Source organism: Rhodococcus ruber (genome assembly GCF_027270735.1).
Classification (GTDB): domain Bacteria; phylum Actinomycetota; class Actinomycetes; order Mycobacteriales; family Mycobacteriaceae; genus Rhodococcoides; species Rhodococcoides rubrum_A.
In genome coordinates this window covers 637,939-656,876 of the sequence record NZ_JAPWIJ010000001.1, presented here as the reverse complement: position 1 = coordinate 656,876, position 18,938 = coordinate 637,939, and the positions used below count along the sequence as shown (strand labels likewise).

The window sequence follows — 18,938 nt, the reverse complement described above, 5'->3', positions numbered from 1 at the left end:
CCCTACCGGGGCACCGCCGAGGATCGGGCGAGAAAGGCGTCCAGCAGAGCCGAGCACCGCGCCCGAGCTGCGAGTTCCGCTTCGGCGATCTCCCTCCTGATCTCGTGCACGTCCACCCCGTGTTCGACGCCGTCGCGGTCCCACGCGGCCGCCCACGCGTCGTAGGTGTCGAGGTCGATCTCGGGGTGGAACTGCAACCCGAGGTGCGGGCCGCACACGAAGGCCTGTTGCGCGGCCTCGTTGCGGGCGATCACCGTGGCCTGCGGGGGAGCGGTGAACGTGTCGCCGTGGAACTCCATCCAGGGTCCGGGGGCGATGAGCTCGGGCTCGGATGTCTCGACGTCGACGAATCCGTACTCGGGATGTTCGGACTTTCGGACGGTGCCGCCGAGTACCCGTGCGAGCAGTTGCCCGCCGAAGCACACACCGAGAATCGGGACCTGCGCATCGATCGCGTCCTGCACGTACGCAATTTCCGGCGCAAGCCACGTCAGCGTGTCGTCGTAGGCGGCATCGGGCGAGCCCATGACCACCACCAACTGCGCGTCGGACAGCAACGGCGGTGCGACGTCGGGGCTGTGGTCGAAGGAGTGCACGTCCAACTGGAAACCCCTGGTGCGCAATTCGGCATCGAGAGTGCCGATGTCGCGTCGCGCAAGGATTGGATCCTGATCGTGGACGAGTACTACGGCGCGCGGGTGGTTCGGGTATGTCACAGGGCTCCTTTACGGTGTTCGTGCACACCGTACGACAGACTGGATCCGATGCCACCTCGTAGACGCACAACCCGATCCACCACTGCCCGCACCGTCAAGGCCGGGCAGAGCAGTGCTGCGCGAAAGTTCGCGGCCGCGAAGAACGGCGAGCCCGCCGCTGCACAGAAGAAGGCCGCCCCGAAGAAGGCCGCTGCTCCGAAAAAAGCAGCACCGCGCAAGAGAGCATCTCCACGCAAGACCTCGTCCCGCAAGGCCGCTGCACCGGATCTGCGGGTTCCCGATCCCGGCGAGCGCGTCTGGGTGCTGGACGTGCCGTTCGAGGATCGATCGGCAGCGGGTGCAGCCGGGGCACGGTGGTACCCCGGGCCTCGGGTGTTCGCGTACTACGGCGTCGAGTTGCCCGAGTATCTGCAGCCCTACGAGTCGACGCCGTACAGCCTGCAGCGGTGGCTCGAGGACGACGCCAACGATGCCTGGCGCGACGAGACGGTTCGGGATCGGGCGATGCAGCCCAGAGAAACGCAACTCCAATCCGTACGACGGCATCTCGCCGCGCTCGACGCCGGATTCCCGTACTTCGCGCAGATGGATTCGACGGGTCTGGGCAAGACGCTTGCGGTGTGCGAGGCCGTTCGGCAGATGTCGGCGGCCGAGATCGGGACCGTATTGGTGGTCGCGCCCAAGGGCGCGTTGCCGGGATGGCGTCGCACCATCGCCGACAGCGAGGCCGACATCGAACCATCCGATCGCAAGCGCTGGCTGCTGATCACCTATCAGTCGACGAAGAAGCTGCTGTCGGTTCCGCCCGAGACCGATCTGGGCAAACGCAAACGGACACAGAACAAACGGACCATCTCACTCGGTGAGCTGCGATTCGACATCGATGTGGTGATCGCCGACGAATCGCACGCACTGATGAACATCGAATCCCAGCAGTCGCAGATCCTCTGGCGGTACCAGGAGGCGGCGCGCTCGGTGGTGTGGATGTCTGCGACGCCTGGCTATCAGCCGTTGCACTTCGCGTACATGGCTCGCGCGGTCGAGCGCAGCCGCGGGGTAGAGATCCTGGGCGACGACGAATATCTCGGCTATGCGGTGACGATGAAGTGGGCGGAGTTCCTCATCGAGTCCGGATTCGCCGTCAAGGCAGGCAAGGCCACGACCGGTTTGACCACGTGGCGGTGGGAGCCGGAGAACGCGTCGACACGAGCCCGCGACATCGCATCGGTGCACGGCTGGCTGTCGGGAGGTGCCGTGCCTTGGTCGATTTCGCGGCCGTCTCCGCCCACTCCGCGGGAACCACTCGGCCAGGAACTCACCGCCGCGCAGAAGCGGCTGTACAACTCCGCGTGGGTGGACTACCGCAAGGAGGTAGGCCTGCCGAACTGGAAAGCAGTCGGCGGAAGACGAGTGCTGCAGAAGAACCCCAGCACCCGGGCCGCGACACTGCGATTTCGCCAGAAGTGTTCGTACCTGCGCATTCCCGCGTCGGCGGACCAGGTGCGGACGTGGGTCAAGGCCGGTAACCAGGTGTTCGTCTCGATGTTCTACCGCGAGTCGGTCGCGGCACTGGCGCAAACTTTGCGGGACGAGGGACTCGACGTTGCCGTCGTCGACGGCAGCATGAGCAGCCCCGAGCAGGAGGCGTCGATCAGACGCTTTCAGACCGGGGCCGCGTCGGTCATCGTCTCGACCACCACCAGCGCAATCAACCTGCACACCAACGAGTTACTGCTCCCGGAGGGGACGGTCTCCACTCTCGCCCCGCGCGTGACGCTGATTCACGATCCTCGGTGGACACCCATCGACATCAGGCAGATCGAGGGCCGCGCCAACCGCATCGACAAGGATCACAACCACACGACGTCGACCTGTTACTACGGTTACGCCGAGGGCACCGTGGAAGAGGAAATGGTGCTCACCGGCATCGAACGCATCGCTGATCTGGGATCGATCGTCGGGCAGTCGGATCTGATCGACCCGGAGGCTTTCCTCGCAGCGAAAGTGGATGCCGGGAAATAGCGACAATCGTGACCATTCCTCCATCTCGGTGGCGTAGCTTCGGTCCTATCGGCATCCGCCGGTACCGGGCTCACCCCAACTTCAGGAGTGGTCATGATCGTTCTCGGAATTATCCTCGCCCTCATCGGCTATTTCGCCGGCATTTCAATTTTGACGACTGTCGGCATCATCTTGGTGGTCGTCGGCGCAGTTCTGACGGTGCTCGGTTCGATGGGGCGCGCCGTCGGTGGCCGAAAGACGTGGTTTTGACACACGGTTTAGAACATACGTTCGACTTCTGTTAGTCTGAATCCGCCCCCGGAGTTGGCGATGCGGCCAGCGGAGCCACTTCGGGCGGTCCAACTCGGACGGTAGACATTCTCGAAGGCGGTTGCGCGCGATGGCATCCGGCGAGCGCGATACCGAGCCGGTTGCCGGATCGCTCTACCGCGTCGGCGATCGGTGGGCCGAACGAGCACCTACCCACTGCACCGACGGCCATCCGCTCGTCGCGGGCTCGGTGTTGGTTGGTTCACGTGCTTGCTCGTGTGATCGTGGGCATCACCGTACGCATCAATGCCAGAGCTGTGGTCTCGTGCGTTTCACCCCGGAACTCGGTCCGACGTGCAGTGATGCCAGCTTCGATTCCCGCGCCGCGCGGTCACGACCGCCGATCGTGGACAATCGGGACCATGAGCAACAGTGAAACCGTCGTCGACCCGGTGCGGCTGAGGCACGATTTCACTCGCTTCATGATGAGTTACAAGTTCGGAATCGACGAACTGATCACCAAGATCAACATCTTGAAGCAGGAATTCACCCACATCCACCGATACAGCCCCATCGAGCACGTTTCGTCGAGGCTCAAGACACCCGAGAGCATCATCGACAAGGCTCGACGCAAGAAGTGCGCACTGACGCTCGATGCCATTCGCGACAACATCTTCGACGTTGCCGGTGTCCGCATAACCTGCAGCTTCATCTCCGACACGTACCGCATTGCGGACATGCTCAGCAGTCAGAGCGACATTCGGGTAGTGGAGGTCAAAGACTACATCGCGAACCCGAAAGCCAACGGCTACAAGAGTTTGCACCTCATCGTCGAAATCCCGGTCTTCATGTCCGACCGCGTCCAACCGGTACTGGTCGAACTCCAGATCCGCACGATTGCCATGGACTTCTGGGCGAGCCTCGAGCACAAGATCTTCTACAAGTACCGCGGGCAGATACCGCCCAACCTGTTGGCGGAACTGACCGAAGCCGCCGAGACGGCCAACAAACTGGACGAGAAGATGGAGAGTTTGCACGACGAGGTCGAGGAACTGAACGGAGATTCCGAGAACTCCATCACCCTCGGTGCGATGCCCCCGATGGCCCTGCCGCCGGAGCTGTTGCACATGCTGCTCACCGCGCAGGCCGACGCGATCGACCCGGAGTAAGTACCCCACACAACGACAAACCCCGCTGCTCGACGGGTGAGCAGCGGGGTTGTGTGTCCAGCGAGATCTATCCGATGTGCACCGGGGTGTCCCCGACGGGCAGGTCGTCTTTCTTCGCACGAACGAGCCCGAGTACCACCGGGCACACCAGCGCGACCAGGATCGCGGCGGTTCCGAAGGCCCAGGCGTATCCGGAAACCTCGGCCGCGAAGGCGTGATCGATGGTGGCGAGCACGAAGTTGCGGATCGGTTCCGGCAGCGAGGCCAGCATTTCGTCGCTGGGGACCTCTTGGCCGGCGAGAGCCTCCGCGGGAACCCCGGCGGGCGGAGTGGGCGCAGGATTCTCGGCCAGGTACGAGGTCTTGGACGAGGTGTACACCGTGGTGAACACTGCCGCGCCGAGAGCGCCACCGACCTGCAGCGTGGCGTTGATCAGCGCAGATGCGGCACCCGCGTCGTGATCGGGGACCCCGATGAGCGCGACGTTCTGCATCGGCACCATCAGCAGTCCGAGACCGAGGCCGAGCAGCACGACGCCGGGCAGCACGTGCGTCCAGTACGAGGTGTCGACGCCGATCTGCGTCAGCAGGAGCAGGCCGATCGCCGAGACGACGGGACCGACGGCCATCAGCGGCTTGGGTCCGATCTTCGGCACGAGTGCGGACGCGAGCGCTGCGGTGATCAGGATTCCGCCGGTCATCGGAAGCGACGCCACGCCTGCGATCACCGGGCTCATCTCGAGCACGATCTGGAAGTAGAACGTGAGGTACAACGTGCCACCGAGCAGGGCGGCACCGATGACGGCCGAGCCGATGTACGCGGCACCGCGGTCACGATCGAGCAGCACGCTCAACGGCAGCAACGGGTTGGCGGACTTGGATTCGACCACGACGAACGCGGCCAGCAAAGCGAGGCCGAGCGCGATGAACGAGATGGTGGGTACCGTCGCCCAACCGTCTTCGGCTTCGGTGAAGCCGTAGACCAGCGACGCCAGACCCAAGGCGACCAGGATCGCGCCGGGCAGGTCGTAGCGGGTGTCTCCGTGCGCCTTGCTCTCCTTCACCAGCGGCACTGCAGCGGCGATGGCGATCACGGCGACCGGGATGTTCACCAGGAGGCACCAGCGCCAGTTCGCGTATTCGGTGAGTACTCCACCGAGGAGCAGACCGACAGCTGCGCCGCCGCCCGCAATTGCGCCGAAGACACCGAACGCTTTGGCGCGCTCTTTGGTGTCGGTGAACGTGACGGTCAGGATGGCCAGTGCTGCGGGTGCGAGCAGCGCAGCAAAAACGCCCTGGCCGGCGCGTGCGATGAACAGCTGCCAGCCTTCCTGGGCGAGCCCGCCGATAGCGGAGGCAACGGCGAAGCCTGCCATGCCGACGATGAACGAGCGCTTGCGTCCCCAATAGTCGGCGATGCGTCCGCCGAGCAGCAGGAGTGCGCCGAACGACAACGCGTAGGCGGTGATGACCCAGGCGCGGCTGCTGTCGCTGATACCCAGGTCCAGCTGCGCCTGCGGCAACGCGATGTTGACGATGGTGCCGTCGAGCACGATCGTCAGCTGCGTGATCGCGACGATGCACAGCACCAGCCATCGGCGCTCGTAGTTCGGATTCAGATCCGGCGCTTCGCGCTCGGAGTGCTGCGACATGCTTGTACCCCACTCGTACTCGTTGATTCTGGGCACGAAAAATGTCCCGAGCAGAAAGGTAAGCCAATTGGCACCGAGTGTCAAACGAACTAGTTGGTTGGAGGTATCGTGGCCGCCATGAAACCTGACGCCAGCGCGACCCGCGCCCGCATCGTCGTCGCCGCCCGTGACGAGTTCTCGGTGCACGGACTGGCCGGGGCCAGGGTCGATCGCATTGCGGTTGCGGCCAAGGCCAGCAAGGAGCGCTTGTACGCATACTTCGGCGACAAAGAAGCCCTGTTCCGCGCCGTGGTCGAGGACGGGTTCGCACGGTTCATCGACGAAGTACCTTTCGCGGTCGACGACCTGGGCGGATATGCAGCGCGCGAATACCTGCATCTCGCAGCGCATCCCGAGGAACACCGCCTGCTTCTCTGGACCCAACTTCAGGGCGGAATGGCGGCAACGGGCACCGACGACATCCACTCGGTCATCGCCGAGCGACGCAACGCCATGGCCGCCGCCCAACAAGACGGACTGATCTCCGACGCCTTCACCGTCGACGACCTGATCACCATGATGTTCGGCATCACCTCGGCCTGGATGACCGCGCCGAGCCTCCACTGCGAGCCTGCCGATGACGCCGAAATTCAGCGTCGAGCGTCGAAAATCGAGGCCGCCGTGCGACGATTGTGCACTCCGTAGCCTTCTCTATTGTTCTCTAGTACCACTGCAAGAGTCTCGAATATTGGCGTAGCCGGCATTCGCCAGACTTGCCGCCTCACGGTCGGCGGAGAGTCCGACCGGCGGGCGGTCACCCCTCACCGGCGCACGCCCGTTCAGCGATTTTAGCCACGTCCACGTGTCCGCGACGGTCTCCTGGATCGGCCGGGTCCGAAGCCCCTCCGCGAATGCTTTCGATACGTCGGACGCGTGCAAGGAATCATGATCTGCGCCAGGTGGAATCCAGATCGGTAGCTCGGTCCAGGGTTGCACGCCGGCAGCGCCGAGGACGTCCGGTTCCACCCAACGCAGGCGGGCGTCCGACCGGGTCGCGGCAACGCAGGCCTGCAGAACCTCGCGCATCGTTGCATGCCCGGGCCGACTCACCACGTCGTACGGACCCCCGAGCCCACGGGCAGCCGCGTCCAGACTCCAGCCGACAAGATCGCGCGCGTCGATGTACTGCAATGCCAGGTCGGCGGGACCGGGCGCAAGAACATCCCCGGCACGCTCAATTCTGTTCAGCCACCAGGGAAGTCGACCGATGTTCTCGTACGGTCCCAGGATCAACCCGGCCCGTACCAACAAGGCTCGAACCCCGAATGCCGTGACGGCGGCCTGCTCACCACCGAGCTTACATCGTGCGTAGTCATCGCCAGGCCCCTGTACCGTCGGCCAGGTCTCGGTGGCACCTGCTCCCGGCGCGTCGTACACCGATCGGCTCGACACATAGACGTAGCTCCGCACTCGATCTGCGAGAGCAGAAGCCGACTGTGCCACGACACCTGGCTCCCACGACCAGGTGTCGAAGGCGATGTCCCAGTTGGCTTCTCGCAACGAATCCAGTCCGTCGACCGCGCGTCTGTCACCGCCGAGTTGCGTGACCCGAGGATCGGACGCAGTCGTGCCGCGATTGAGCACGGTGACGTCCCAACCGAGCGCGAGGGCATGCTCGACGGCCGTTCGCCCCACGAAGTCGCTGCCGCCGAGAACCAGTAGCTTCATATGCGTCCAGTGTGCCGGTGAACGAGCCTTCTCGCTGCCGGATCTCCACCTCCGCGCGCTGCTCACAGCAGAGCACACGCGCCTGTATTGGAAAAAGGCTAGAGACCTGAATACTCACCTACCGACGCGTTCGATGAGTTTCATGGCGTCGAACGGCGCGTAGCCCTTGATGTCGTTGTCGAAGTACACGTAGACGTCCCGTCCCGTCGACGTCCAATCGGAAATCTTCTGGGCCCATCGATCGAGGGCCTCATCGGTGTAGCCGCTGGCGTACAACTCCTCGTCACCGTGGAGTCGGGCATACATGAAATCCGCTGTCGGAGTATCGACGTACGGATACTTTCCGGCAGTGTCGGCGACGACGAAGGCAATATCGTTGCGCCGCAACAACTCGACCGCTTCGTCGGAGGCGAAGCTCTGATGCCTGGCCTCCACGCAGTGCCGAAGAGGCCGAGAAGACGGAGCAGGCAACAACACTCGATCCTCTGCCAACTTGTCGTCCCGTGATTCCGCCAACGACACTGCAGCTGACACTGTTCGAGGCAACAGGGCACAGAAGTCGGCCACCTTCTGCGCATCGAATTCGAGGTTGGGCGGCAACTGCCACAGGAACGGACCCAGTTTGTCCCCCAGAGTCAACACACCGGTCGCGAAGAAGTTCGCGAGTGCACTCTCGACGCCCACGAGCCGTTTGATGTGCGTGACGTATCGGCCGCCCTTGATGGCGAACACGAAATCGTCGGGGGTTTCGTCGTGCCACTTGGTGAAGCTCGACGGCTTCTGCATCGCATAGAAGGTGCCGTTGATCTCGATCGACGTCAGGTGCTCGGACGCGTACTCGAGCTCCTTTCGATGCGCCAAGCCCTCCGGATAGAAATCTCCCCGCCACGGTGCGTAGGTCCAGCCGGAGATACCGATCGAAACCCGAGGTCGATGCTGCGCGGACATGAGCCGACTGTAGACGGGCAGTAGCGTCGTCCTCGTGCGATCAGCCCCGCGACACGTTCGGATACCGACGTACCTGTTCGCTGCCGTGTTCGCCTACGGCACGGTGGTTCATCTGATTCAACTGGCCGGCGGCGGAGGGGATCCCTACCCTGGCGTACCCGTGGTAATCGCGTGGTTCTTCGTCGCACTCGTCGTCCTCGATCCGCTCGCGGCGGTTCTCATCGCGCAGCGCAGGCGGATCGGACTGCTGATCGGTTGCACGACACTGATGCTCGACGCCGCGGCCAATGCCGTCGTGAACTACCCACCGCACGATCCAGCCGAGGGCGTGACAGCAGGCCGCGTCGGCCAGGCTGTGGTCACGGCCCTCGCAGTGCTCCTCGTCATCACGACGCCGCGGCTCTGGCGCTGGTATCGGTAGCCTCGAAGACATGAAGCGCCCACCGGCCCTCGGCTCCCTGGCGCTGGCCTGTGTGCTGCTCGCCCTCACCGGTGCCGACGCGGGAGCCGAGCGTCGCGACCACCCGACGCCCCGCCAGGCCGCTGCGGTACCGGGTGTCGGGTTGACGACGGTTCCCGCAGCGATCACCACGTCGATGGTCTCGGGGATCGCGACAGAATCGGATCCGACTACGCACGAGGTCGGAGTCGAATCATCGACCACCGAGATGCAGACTTCCGGATGGGACGAATACCCGTATCTTCGCTACACCGTCTCGGTGGTGCCGGGGACCGAGAGAACGACGCTCACCTGGTCCGGTCGATCGGTCAACACCAACGATCTCGCGTTGCACGTGTGGAACGAATCGACGGCCGATTGGGGTCCGGCGCTCACGGCAGCAGAACCTGCGACACCCGGCGGGCCGATCGAACTCAGCGCCGACGTAGCCAGTGGGAGCGGCACTGTCGAGGTCCTCGTCATCGACAGTCCACGAGCAGATCGTTCGTTCGCCGAGACCAACGCCACCCCCGACCGGGCTTTCGCGGACGCCGACACCTACGACTTCGCGCTTCAACACATCACCGACACCCAGTACATCTCTCGCGACGACCCCGGTGTGTATTCGGACATGACGCAGTGGACTGCCGACAACGCCGACGAGCTGAAGATCGATTACAGCATGCACACCGGCGACCTCATTCAGAGCTGGATCAGCCCAGGTCGCCCGGATACTCAGGCCCGCAGGGAATTCGAGGCGGCGAGCGAGTCCATGAGCATCCTGGAAGACGCCGGCATTGCCCACGGCGTGCTGCCCGGCAACCACGACAACATCTGGAACGCAGCGGGCAAGTTGGTTCCCGGTGAGCACGAGAAGAATCACGCGCTCTACAACGAATATTTCGGCCCACAGCGCTATCGCGATCAGCCGTACTGGGGCGGTTCCTTTACGGCGGAGGACAATTCGGCGCACTACGATCTGGTCGACATCGCAGGCGCGAAATTTCTCATGCTCTTCATCGGCTACAACCCACCGGAGAAGGTCATGCAGTGGGCAGAACGGGTGCTCGACGATCACCCCGACCGCAACGTGGTCATCGGTACGCACTACTACCTGGACGAACTCGGCGAGAAGAAGCTGATGGGGTTCGGCGATATCGGATCGAGTTCGGGTCAACAGATCTGGAACCGACTCGTCGTGCCTCACGAGTCGGTCTTCCTCGTACTGTCCGGGCACGTGGACGGCCAGGTTGCCGTGGTCGACGAGAATGTCGGCGACACCGACCGTACCGTCGTGCAGTTACTGGCCGATTACCAGTACTTCGAGGTCGACGGCGAACGAAGTACCGGCTTTCAGCGTCTGCTCCAATTCGACGTCGACGGCGCGACGATGGCCGTCACGACGCACTCGCCGACGCTCGACGCATACGACGTCGAGAACTACGACATCAAGAGCCGGTACGGACCCGAGGACGGCGAGTTCGTCACCGATTTCACGTTGCGCGCCGACGTGCCACGGGCCGTGATCGTCAACTAGCTGGCACCTCCGACGCCACCGGACCATAATCGATCTCTATGCGGTCGGGTGGACGAGCGGTGGTTCTGACGCTGGTCGCTGCCGGTATATGGCTGTTCGCGACGCCGCCACTCGATCCCGGGACCGCGGACTTCACCGCCGCGCCTGCACCCGTCCCACCCGTTGCTCAGGTCGTCGAACCGCCACCGCTGACTCTCGACGAGCTCTCGGCTCGGGTCGATCCAGCCGTCGTCACGCTGTCGGCGTTCGCCGGCCTCTCAGGGGTCGCCGGCACCGGCTTCGTCGTCGCCCCCGACGGAATCGTGCTCACCAACTTCCACGTCGTGGAGTTCGCCACCGAGATCAGCGCGGTGAACATGGGCAACGGACTGATCTACGACGCCACCGTGCTCGGTTACGACAAGTCTCGTGACGTGGCGGTCGTGCAGTTGATCACCGCGGCCGACCTGCCAGTGGTCGAGTTGGCACCGGACTCTCTTCCCGACGTGGGTGATGCAGTCACGGCTATCGGGAATGCCTCGGGCGCAGGGGTATTGGTGCCTGCACCCGGGTCTGTGACCGCCCTCGATCAGCAGGTGCGTACCCGAAGTTCGGTGGACGGCTCGCGGAACACACTGGACAAGATGATTCGAGTCGATGCCGATGTGCGAGCGGGGGATTCGGGTGGGCCACTGTTCGACGCCTGGGGCAGGGTGGTGGGCGTGAACACCGCCGGGTTGTCGGACGACGCCCGCAACGGCACCGAGTTCGCACCGCCCCAGGCACCCGAGGCTTACGCCGTCCCCATCGGCGAGGCGGTTGCCGTGCTCGATCAGGTATTGGTTGGGCAGTCCAGCGGCACAGTGCATGTGGGCCCGACTCCGTACTTCGGAGTGTCGGTGCGTGATGTGTCGGTCTTCGAGAACAAGCCGGCAATGGGGGCTGCCGTCGTCTCGGTGAACTCCGATTCCCCGGCCGAGATTCTCGGCTTGTCGGCCGGAGACATCATCGTCTCGCTCGACGGAGCGGACGTGCAGTCCTCGTCGGATCTGTCGGAGGCGCTCGTCGGCCGCATCCCCGGCGATTCCGCCGTCGTGGAATGGGTGGACGATGCGGGTGTCACCAGTTCCGGCACAGTCACTCTCGCCCAGGGAACCCCGACAGCGTGAGGGTCGTCAGCCCTGCAACACCGACAACACGTTTCCCGCCGGGTCCGTGAACCAGGCGATCAGCGGTCCACCATGCCGGAAAATCCCCTTCTCGTCGGTGCCCATCTCCGGATACTGCGCAAACACAACTCCTTTCGCGGTCAAGGCGTCGACGGCGCTCTCGATATCGGCAACCGGGAAGTTCAGGATCGTGTATTGCGCGGGCACGTGCCCGGGACGCGGATAGACCAGCACGATCGCGCCCGTCCCGAGGTGCAGTTCGAGCATGCCCATCTCGTTGTCGGTCACCTCGAGACCGAGCGTCTCGGCGTAGAAGGTTCGCGCCGCGGGTAGGTCGTCGACAGCAAACCCGGAGAAGGGCTGCCTGGTCAGATCCATGATGGTCATCGTCGAATTATCGCGCTCTCGCACGTGCCGTGGGCCGATATCCGAGTAGCGTGGATCTCGTGACTATTCGCCTCGGTTACCAGATGCCCAACTTCAGCTACGACGGTTCGGTCGCAGAACTCTTTCCCCAGGTCATCGCGCAGGCGCGCGAGGCCGAAGCGGCCGGGTTCGACACCGCGTTCGTGATGGATCACTTCTACCAACTTCCCGGCATCGGCAAGCCCGACGAGCCGATGCTCGAGGCCTACTCTGCGCTGTCCGCCCTTGCGACGGCCACCGACACCATCCAGCTCTCTGCCTTGGTCACCGGAAATACCTACCGCAATCCGGCGATCCTGGCCAAGACCGTCACCACGCTCGACGTCGTCAGCGGCGGTCGCGCGATCCTCGGCATAGGAGCCGGCTGGTACGAACTCGAGCACCAGAGCTTCGGACTCGAATTCGGTACGTTCACCGATCGGTTCGAGCGGCTCGACGAGGCCCTGCAGATCATCGAGCCGATGCTGCGCGGCCAGCGCCCAACATTCGACGGACTCTGGTATCAGGTCGAGAACGCGATGAACGAGCCCCGCATCCGCGATGATCTGCCGATCATGCTCGGCGGCGGTGGCGAGAAGAAGACGTTCGGCCTGGCCGCACAGTTCGCCGATCACCTCAACATCATTTGCGACGCACAGGAATTGCCGCGCAAGATGGCGGCGGTGCAGGCTCGATGCGAGGAAGTCGACCGCGACCCGAAGGACCTCGAAACGAGCTTCCTCGCCTTCGTCATCATCGACGAGGACGGCGACAAGGCCAAGGAGTTGCAGCGCGAGTTCGTGCTGAAGCAGGGCCTGGATCTGACGAACCTGTCCGAGGAGGACGCCGCGAAGGCCACCGATCGCCACTTCTGCGGAACCCCCGACGATGTCGCCGAGCAGGTACAGAAGCGCGTCCTCGATCAGGGCATCGACGGCGTCATCATCAACCTGATCACCAACGGACACCAGCCGGGAGCCGTCGAGCTGGCGGGCAAGGCGTTGAAGCCGCTCGTCTGACACGGCTGTCGCCTGCTCCGCCCGGTAGGCGGAGCAGGCGACAAGCATGGCCAACCGGTGCTATCGAGGCGGTTTGACCGCCAGCACCGGCTTGGGGCACGAGAGCAGCAGCTGCTGTGCTGAGCTGCCCATCAGCAGTTTGCCCACTGCTGATCGGTGCCTGATCCCGATCACCAGTACGTCGGCATCGTCCGAATCCATGACGGTGAGCAGGGCGTCGACGGTATCCGAGACCACGGCCTGGTCCAGGACGTACTCGACCCCGGAACGATCGAGAGTGGCGTGCAACTCCGTCATGGCCTCGGAATCGGCGAATCGCGGATCGGCCAAGGAGTCACCGGTGGAGGTGTTGACGACCTTGAGGCCGGTGCTGCGGAACTTCGCCTCGGCGATTCCGTGTTCGAGTGCCGCAGCACCGAATTTGTCAGGGGTGTAGCCGACGACGATCATGCATTTTCCTTCGTCTTCTGGAGGGTGGGTGCAGTACGGGGTCGTACGAGCTTTGCCACGAACGGCGCAGCCAGCAGCAGAACGATGACGATGTAGACCACGATGGCGATGGGTTCGGACAGGACGCTGCTCCATTCGCCGCCGCCGAGCTGCAGCGTCTGGCGCAGTTGACGTTCCACTCGCGGGCCGAGGATGACTCCGATGATGAGCGGCAGGACGGGTAGTCCGAAGCGCCGCATCATCAGTCCGAGCAATCCGAAGATCAGGAGCAGAACCAGATCGAGCCACTGGAGATTGACGGCGTAGGCACCCAGCACGGCGAAGAACAGAATTCCTGCGTACAGATACGGCCGCGGTGTGCGCAGCAGCTTCGCCCACAGCGGTGCCAGCGGGAGGTTGAGCACGAGCAGCAGGAAGTTACCGATGAACAAGCTCGCGATCAGCGTCCAGATCAGCAGCGGTTCCTTGTCGAACAGCGTCGGTCCGGGCTGAATTCCGTAGGACACGAACGCGGTGAGCATGACTGCCGCGGTGGCGTTGGTGGGCAGACCCAGTGACAGCATCGGCACGAGAGTTCCTGCTGCAGAGGCGTTGTTGGCTGCCTCCGGCCCGGCAACACCCTCGATGGCACCCTTACCGAACTCCTCCGGATGCTTGGAGAGCTTCTTCTCGGTGATGTACGACAGGAATGTCGGCAGTTCGGCCCCACCGGCCGGCAAGGCGCCGAACGGGAATCCGTATGCGGTACCGCGCAACCACGGCTTCCACGATCGCTTCCAATCGCTCTTGCCCATCCAGGGACGCCCGACGGGAATCACCTCGGCGGGCTTGCGGCGCAGATGTGCAGCGACCCAGAGTGCCTCGCCCAGCGCGAACACTGCAACTGCGATGACAACGATGTCGATTCCATCGGAAAGCTGCGCGACACCGAACGTGGCTCGGGGCTGGCCGGTCAGGAAATCGATTCCCACCAGACCGATGGCAAGTCCCAGCAGTAGCGAGATGCACCCGCGCAGCTTCGAGCTGCCGAGTACTGCGGTCACAGCAACCAAGGCCAGCAACATGATTGCCAGGTACGAGGGCGCTCCCAGCGACACCGCGAAGCGCGAGACGATGGGGGCGAACAGCACCAGCAGCATGGTTCCGATCGATCCGGCGATGAACGATCCGATGGCGGCCGTGGCGAGCGCCTGAGCGGCTCGCCCGGCCTTGGCCATCTTGTTGCCTTCGATAGCGGTGATCACCGACGACGATTCGCCCGGTGTGTTGAGCAGAATCGACGTGGTCGAGCCACCGTACATGCCGCCGTAGTAGATGCCTGCGAACATGATGAATGCGGCGCTGGGGCTGACGTTGTAGGTGATGGGAAGGAGCAGCGCGACGGTCATTGCCGGGCCGATCCCCGGCAGGACCCCGACCGCGGTGCCCAGCAGCACGCCGATGCACGCATAGAGCAGATTCATCGGGGTGACGGCTTCGGAGAAGCCTTGCATCAGCCAGTTCAGATTGTCCATCAGAGTATTCCGTCCAGAATGCCTGCAGGCAGCGGTATCCCGAGCCCGACGTAGAACGCGTAGAAGCTGAGGAGTGAGAGAACGAGCCCGATCGCCAGGTTACGAATCCAGTGCCGATTGCCGAGAATCGTTGCGGCTCCGCCGAAGAGCATCGCACCAACGATCACCCAGCCCAGCGTGTCCACGAGCACGATCGTCGCCACGAACAGCCCGACGAGCAGTCCGACGGTCTTCCAGTCGGCTGGAGTCGAGGTGTCGATGTCTTCACCACCATCCTGTTCACCTCGGCTACCCCTGAGGGTGGCCACGGCGAGCAGAACGGAGCAGACGAGCATCGCGATCCCGACGACGATAGGAATCAGCCTCGGACCCACGGGGTCGACCTTGGCGAATTCCGCTGTGAGAGAGAGCGCGTCGACGATCAAGAATACGCCGACCACCAGCAGTACCGCGCAGACCAGGAGCTGCGCGCGGTCCGGACCGACCGGCTCCGACCCGGTCTCGCCGCCATCGTCGGTGCGGTCGACCGTGGCGGTCATACGAGTCCCAATTCGGTGAGTGTCGACTCGACCCGGGCATCCTGGTCTCGCAGGAACTGCTCGAAAGCGGGTCCGGTCTCGAATGCGTCGATCCATCCGTTCGTCACGAGCGCTTCCTTCCATTCGTCGGTGCCGTGCAGTTCGGTCAACGCCGCAACCATCTGTGCACGAACGTCTTCGGGTGTGCCGGGCGGTGCGAGAACACCGCGCCAGTTGGTGAACTGCAGATCGATGCCGGCTTCGGTCAGGGTCGGCGCATCGATGCCGGGCAGTCGCTCGGCTCCCGATACGGCCAGCACTCGCACCTGTCCGGCCTCGATCTGATCGACGTACTCGCCCAACCCCGACGTGCCTGCGGAGATTTTGTTGCCCAGCAGGGCCGTCAACAGATCGCCGCCGCCGTCGTAGGACACGAAGTTCACGGCCGTCGGATCCACGCCCACCGTGCGAGCGGTTTCCATCGGGAACAGGTGGTCGGGTCCGCCCGGCGAGGATCCTCCGCCGATCGTCACCGACGACGGGTCTGCTTTCCACGCCTCGACGAAGTCGCCGACGGTCTGGAACGGCGAATCCGCAGGGACGAGAATCCCCTCCTGCTCTTCCACGATCTTGGCGAGCGGGGTGGCGTCGGAGACTCGATCGGTCGAGCCGTTGGTGTACATCGCCCCGACGACACCGAGTCCCATCATCATCATCAGGTCGTCGTTGCCTGCCTCGTTCATCAATCGGGCCATGGCGACGGTTCCGCCTGCTCCGATGACGTTGAAGACCTCTACTCGGCCGGTGATGTCGGTTTCTTCCATGATCTTCACTGCGGTTCGTGCGGTGAGGTCGTAGCCACCACCGGGGCTGTTGGGCACCATCATCCGGATGCGGTGCAGCCCCTCGCCCTCGTCACCTCGGGTGACGCCACATGATGCGAGCGCCAGCACGAGCAGCGGGATCAGTGCCAACACCACTGTCAGCCTTCTGGGCATCGGTCCTCGATTCGGTTCGGTCTCTGTGAGACTGTGATCGGTAGCAAGTATCGGTCCGTACGTGATGCGAGTCACTTTTGAGAAACCAATGGAAGTTAAGTTCTTTGTGGTCGCGACAGAGTCGACGAGCAGTCAGCCGACGACACACCCTCACCCTCGCCGGGCAGTACTTGCTGCTGCAGCTCGCCGTCCTCACCCTCGTACTCGGTGCCGTCGCCGCGATATCGATCGAGCAGTCCACCGATGAATTTCGCGACCTACGCGGAGCTCGGATGCTCTCCGTTGCCGAGAATCTGGCGTCGACTCCGATAGTGCGTGATCAGCTCGGCACCGCGTTGGTCGAGCGAACGCTCGCACCCGACGTCGATCGGGCGGTCGCGCTCTCGGGCGCATCACTGGCGGAAATAGTGTCCACCGAGGGTGCTGTGATCGTGTCCACCGATCCCACCCGAATCGGTAGCGCAGCCGCCCTGGGAGACAGTGACGTTCTCGACGGCCGCGGGTGGTCGGGCGATATCGAATCTGCGGGCGTCCGGTCCATTGCCGGCCACGTCCCGGTCCTGGCACCCGACGGTTCGGTCCTCGCCCTCGTGACCGTGGCGGAGCGGTACCCGTCGACGTGGACGCTGTTGTCCGAGTCCGGAGCGAGATTGATTCTGTACCTGGCAATCGGCGCCGGCCTGGGTGCCGTGGGGTCCTGGTTGCTCTCTCGCCGAATGCGGCGACACACACTCGGCCTGGAGACAGCCGAGATCGCAAGCCTCGCCGACCATCGAGAAGCGTTGTTGCACAGCATTCGTGAGGGAGTGATCGCCATCGGAAACGACGGCAGCATCACCGTGATCAACGACAGCGCATGCACACTCCTCGGGCTCGATCCCACCGTCGTCGGCAAGCAGGTGGACAACGTGGGCATCGACGACGGGGTACTGGACGTTCTGAAGTCCGACGGAGAGGTGGCGGACTTCATCGTCACGACCGCACACAGGGTGCTCGCACTCAACCGCCGCACAGCCACCAGCCGCGGACAGCACATCGGCACCGTCACCACGATGCGTGACAGCACCGAGCTCGCCTCCATGCAGAGTCAGCTGACGTCACACCGAAGTGTCACCGACACGCTGCGCGCTCAGACTCACGAATTCGCCAATCAATTGCACACCATTTCCGGGCTGGCCCAGTTGGGCAGTTACGACGAGGTGACAGCCCTCGTCGGCACTCTCACTCGCAGGCGCGCGGAGATCAGCGAATCGATCACCGCACACATCCACGACCCAGCGGTGGCAGCGCTACTCATCGCGAAGACGTCGTTGGCAGCAGAAATCGGTGTGCGCCTGACCCTGGAGCCCGCGTCCACACTGCGACCGCTCGACCCCGCGATGTCGACAGATGTGATCACGGTGGTGGGCAATCTGGTGGACAATGCACTCGACGCATCGCGCGAGTCCGGTGAGCGTGCCATCAGGGTCGCCATCGTCGACACAGATGATCTGGTCATCGACGTCACCGACTCGGGCCAAGGGGTCCCGGAACAGATGCGGCAGTCGGTGTTCTCACGGGGAGTGACCTCGAAACCCGACCTGCCCGGCGGGCGCGGCATCGGTCTTGCTCTCGTCCGATTGGTCAGTACCCAACACGGCGGGACAGCGATGGTGGACGACGCCGCCGCCGGGGGCGCTAGATTCCGGGTGCGAATCCCGTTGCCGGAGCGAGAGAGCACAGGAGAACGATGACCGCATCGACAAGCGTCCTCGTGGTCGACGACGACTTCATGGTGGCCGACATTCATCGTCGCTTCGTCGACCGCACGGACGGCTTCAGGGCAGTGGGTGTAGCTCGTACTGCAGCGGAAGCACTCACTGCCACTGCCGAACTGCAGCCGGATCTGATCCTGCTCGACGTTCATCTTCCGGACGCATCGGGGCTCGACGTACTGCGAACATTGCGCTCGCAGAACAACGCCGTGGGCGTCATCATGATCACCGCCGCTCGTGAGCTGGACACAGTCAGTGCCGCGCTGACCGGTGGTGCCACGGACTACCTCATCAAGCCGTTCGAGTACGTGAACCTGCGAGAGAAGCTCGACGCGTTTCTGGCGCGCCGGAAGGCTCTCTCCTCGGATCGGCTGGACCAAGATGTCGTCGACGCTCTGTTCGGTCGTGGGACCGCCGCCGCCGAACGCGTGCAGCTGCCCAAGGGAATGTCCGCCGAGACGGGGAAGTCGGTGCTCGGCGTCATCACGCCGGGAACCGAACTATCGGCGAGCGAATGTGCCGACCTCGTCGGAATTTCGCGCGTGAGCGCGCGCCGCTACCTCGAGCACTACTTGACGCACGAGATTCTCGACATCCGGTTGCAGTACGGCCGGGCCGGGCGACCGGAACGACTGTATCGCCGTCGATAGTGGCGTGCCTCGTATCGGCCAGCAGTAGCCACGACGGCGCGAGC

At 63.8% G+C, this 18,938-nt stretch carries 19 protein-coding genes; 10 read left to right on the top strand and 9 right to left on the bottom strand.

The window, feature by feature from the left end; genetic code table 11:
* Window positions 1-2: 2 nt before the first annotated feature.
* Window positions 3-716 carry a type 1 glutamine amidotransferase gene (locus O4220_RS03195; protein ID WP_269602114.1) on the bottom strand — a complete coding sequence of 238 codons (714 nt, stop codon included), beginning with the start codon at window positions 714-716 and terminating at the stop codon, window positions 3-5.
* 48 nt (window positions 717-764) lie between these two features.
* On the opposite strand from O4220_RS03195, the gene O4220_RS03190 reads away from it, so the two are divergent.
* From O4220_RS03190 to O4220_RS03180, 3 genes are all read left to right on the top strand, one after another.
* Complete coding sequence (locus O4220_RS03190; protein ID WP_269602113.1) at window positions 765-2,738, top strand: DEAD/DEAH box helicase; 1,974 nt, start codon at window positions 765-767, stop codon at window positions 2,736-2,738.
* A gap of 93 nt (window positions 2,739-2,831) precedes the next feature.
* The gene (locus O4220_RS03185) at window positions 2,832-2,987 is read left to right on the top strand and encodes a DUF6131 family protein (protein ID WP_094608853.1); all 156 of its coding nucleotides are present in this window, start codon (window positions 2,832-2,834) and stop codon (window positions 2,985-2,987) included.
* Window positions 2,988-3,409: 422 nt separating this feature from the next.
* On the top strand, window positions 3,410-4,156 hold the full coding sequence (locus O4220_RS03180; RefSeq protein WP_269602112.1) for a GTP pyrophosphokinase: 747 nt from the start codon (window positions 3,410-3,412) through the stop codon (window positions 4,154-4,156).
* A 67-nt stretch (window positions 4,157-4,223) separates the two neighbouring features.
* On the opposite strand, the gene O4220_RS03175 is transcribed toward O4220_RS03180, so the two are convergent.
* Window positions 4,224-5,807 carry an MFS transporter gene (locus O4220_RS03175; RefSeq protein ID WP_269602111.1) on the bottom strand — a complete coding sequence of 528 codons (1,584 nt, stop codon included), beginning with the start codon at window positions 5,805-5,807 and terminating at the stop codon, window positions 4,224-4,226.
* Window positions 5,808-5,924: 117 nt separating this feature from the next.
* On the opposite strand from O4220_RS03175, the gene O4220_RS03170 reads away from it, so the two are divergent.
* Window positions 5,925-6,491 carry a TetR family transcriptional regulator gene (locus O4220_RS03170; protein WP_269602110.1) on the top strand — a complete coding sequence of 189 codons (567 nt, stop codon included), beginning with the start codon at window positions 5,925-5,927 and terminating at the stop codon, window positions 6,489-6,491.
* A 6-nt stretch (window positions 6,492-6,497) separates the two neighbouring features.
* Here the strand turns inward: O4220_RS03170 and O4220_RS03165 are convergent, their stop codons facing one another.
* Both O4220_RS03165 and O4220_RS03160 read right to left on the bottom strand, forming a co-directional pair.
* The gene (locus O4220_RS03165) at window positions 6,498-7,514 is read right to left on the bottom strand and encodes an NAD-dependent epimerase/dehydratase family protein (protein WP_269602109.1); all 1,017 of its coding nucleotides are present in this window, start codon (window positions 7,512-7,514) and stop codon (window positions 6,498-6,500) included.
* A gap of 114 nt (window positions 7,515-7,628) precedes the next feature.
* Entirely contained in the window at window positions 7,629-8,462 is an 834-nt protein-coding gene (locus tag O4220_RS03160; RefSeq protein ID WP_269602108.1) for a DUF72 domain-containing protein, read from the bottom strand.
* 34 nt (window positions 8,463-8,496) lie between these two features.
* On the opposite strand from O4220_RS03160, the gene O4220_RS03155 reads away from it, so the two are divergent.
* Genes O4220_RS03155 through O4220_RS03145 form a run of 3 tightly spaced genes read left to right on the top strand, consistent with a single transcriptional unit; the run spans window position 8,497 to window position 11,586 of the window.
* On the top strand, window positions 8,497-8,883 hold the full coding sequence (locus tag O4220_RS03155; RefSeq protein ID WP_269602107.1) for a hypothetical protein: 387 nt from the start codon (window positions 8,497-8,499) through the stop codon (window positions 8,881-8,883).
* 10 nt (window positions 8,884-8,893) lie between these two features.
* On the top strand, window positions 8,894-10,438 hold the full coding sequence (locus O4220_RS03150) for a metallophosphoesterase (RefSeq protein ID WP_269602106.1): 1,545 nt from the start codon (window positions 8,894-8,896) through the stop codon (window positions 10,436-10,438).
* Window positions 10,439-10,476: 38 nt separating this feature from the next.
* Window positions 10,477-11,586, top strand: coding sequence for a S1C family serine protease (locus O4220_RS03145; protein WP_269602105.1), 1,110 nt, complete (start codon window positions 10,477-10,479; stop codon window positions 11,584-11,586).
* Between the two features lie 6 nt (window positions 11,587-11,592).
* Here the strand turns inward: O4220_RS03145 and O4220_RS03140 are convergent, their stop codons facing one another.
* The gene (locus O4220_RS03140; protein WP_269602104.1) at window positions 11,593-11,973 is read right to left on the bottom strand and encodes a VOC family protein; all 381 of its coding nucleotides are present in this window, start codon (window positions 11,971-11,973) and stop codon (window positions 11,593-11,595) included.
* Between the two features lie 59 nt (window positions 11,974-12,032).
* Here O4220_RS03140 and O4220_RS03135 point away from each other — a divergent pair, with 59 nt between their 5' ends.
* Window positions 12,033-13,010: an LLM class F420-dependent oxidoreductase gene (locus O4220_RS03135; protein WP_032379391.1), complete on the top strand. Its 978-nt coding sequence runs from the start codon at window positions 12,033-12,035 to the stop codon at window positions 13,008-13,010.
* A gap of 60 nt (window positions 13,011-13,070) precedes the next feature.
* On the opposite strand, the gene O4220_RS03130 is transcribed toward O4220_RS03135, so the two are convergent.
* Genes O4220_RS03130 through O4220_RS03115 form a run of 4 tightly spaced genes read right to left on the bottom strand, consistent with a single transcriptional unit; the run spans window position 13,071 to window position 16,490 of the window.
* On the bottom strand, window positions 13,071-13,460 hold the full coding sequence (locus tag O4220_RS03130; RefSeq protein ID WP_269602103.1) for a universal stress protein: 390 nt from the start codon (window positions 13,458-13,460) through the stop codon (window positions 13,071-13,073).
* Complete coding sequence (locus O4220_RS03125; protein ID WP_269602102.1) at window positions 13,457-14,974, bottom strand: tripartite tricarboxylate transporter permease; 1,518 nt, start codon at window positions 14,972-14,974, stop codon at window positions 13,457-13,459. Before O4220_RS03125 ends, O4220_RS03130 begins: the two co-directional genes overlap by 4 nt.
* Window positions 14,974-15,513: a tripartite tricarboxylate transporter TctB family protein gene (locus O4220_RS03120; protein ID WP_269602101.1), complete on the bottom strand. Its 540-nt coding sequence runs from the start codon at window positions 15,511-15,513 to the stop codon at window positions 14,974-14,976. The genes O4220_RS03125 and O4220_RS03120 overlap by 1 nt, the downstream gene beginning before the upstream one ends.
* Entirely contained in the window at window positions 15,510-16,490 is a 981-nt protein-coding gene (locus tag O4220_RS03115; protein ID WP_269602100.1) for a Bug family tripartite tricarboxylate transporter substrate binding protein, read from the bottom strand. Before O4220_RS03115 ends, O4220_RS03120 begins: the two co-directional genes overlap by 4 nt.
* Before the next feature lie 104 nt (window positions 16,491-16,594).
* Here O4220_RS03115 and O4220_RS03110 point away from each other — a divergent pair, with 104 nt between their 5' ends.
* Window positions 16,595-18,223 (top strand): sensor histidine kinase, encoded by a 1,629-nt coding sequence (locus O4220_RS03110; protein ID WP_269602099.1) that lies wholly within the window; start codon window positions 16,595-16,597, stop codon window positions 18,221-18,223.
* The gene (locus tag O4220_RS03105; RefSeq protein ID WP_269602098.1) at window positions 18,220-18,894 is read left to right on the top strand and encodes a response regulator; all 675 of its coding nucleotides are present in this window, start codon (window positions 18,220-18,222) and stop codon (window positions 18,892-18,894) included. The genes O4220_RS03110 and O4220_RS03105 overlap by 4 nt, the downstream gene beginning before the upstream one ends.
* The last annotated feature ends 44 nt before the right edge of the window (window positions 18,895-18,938 follow it).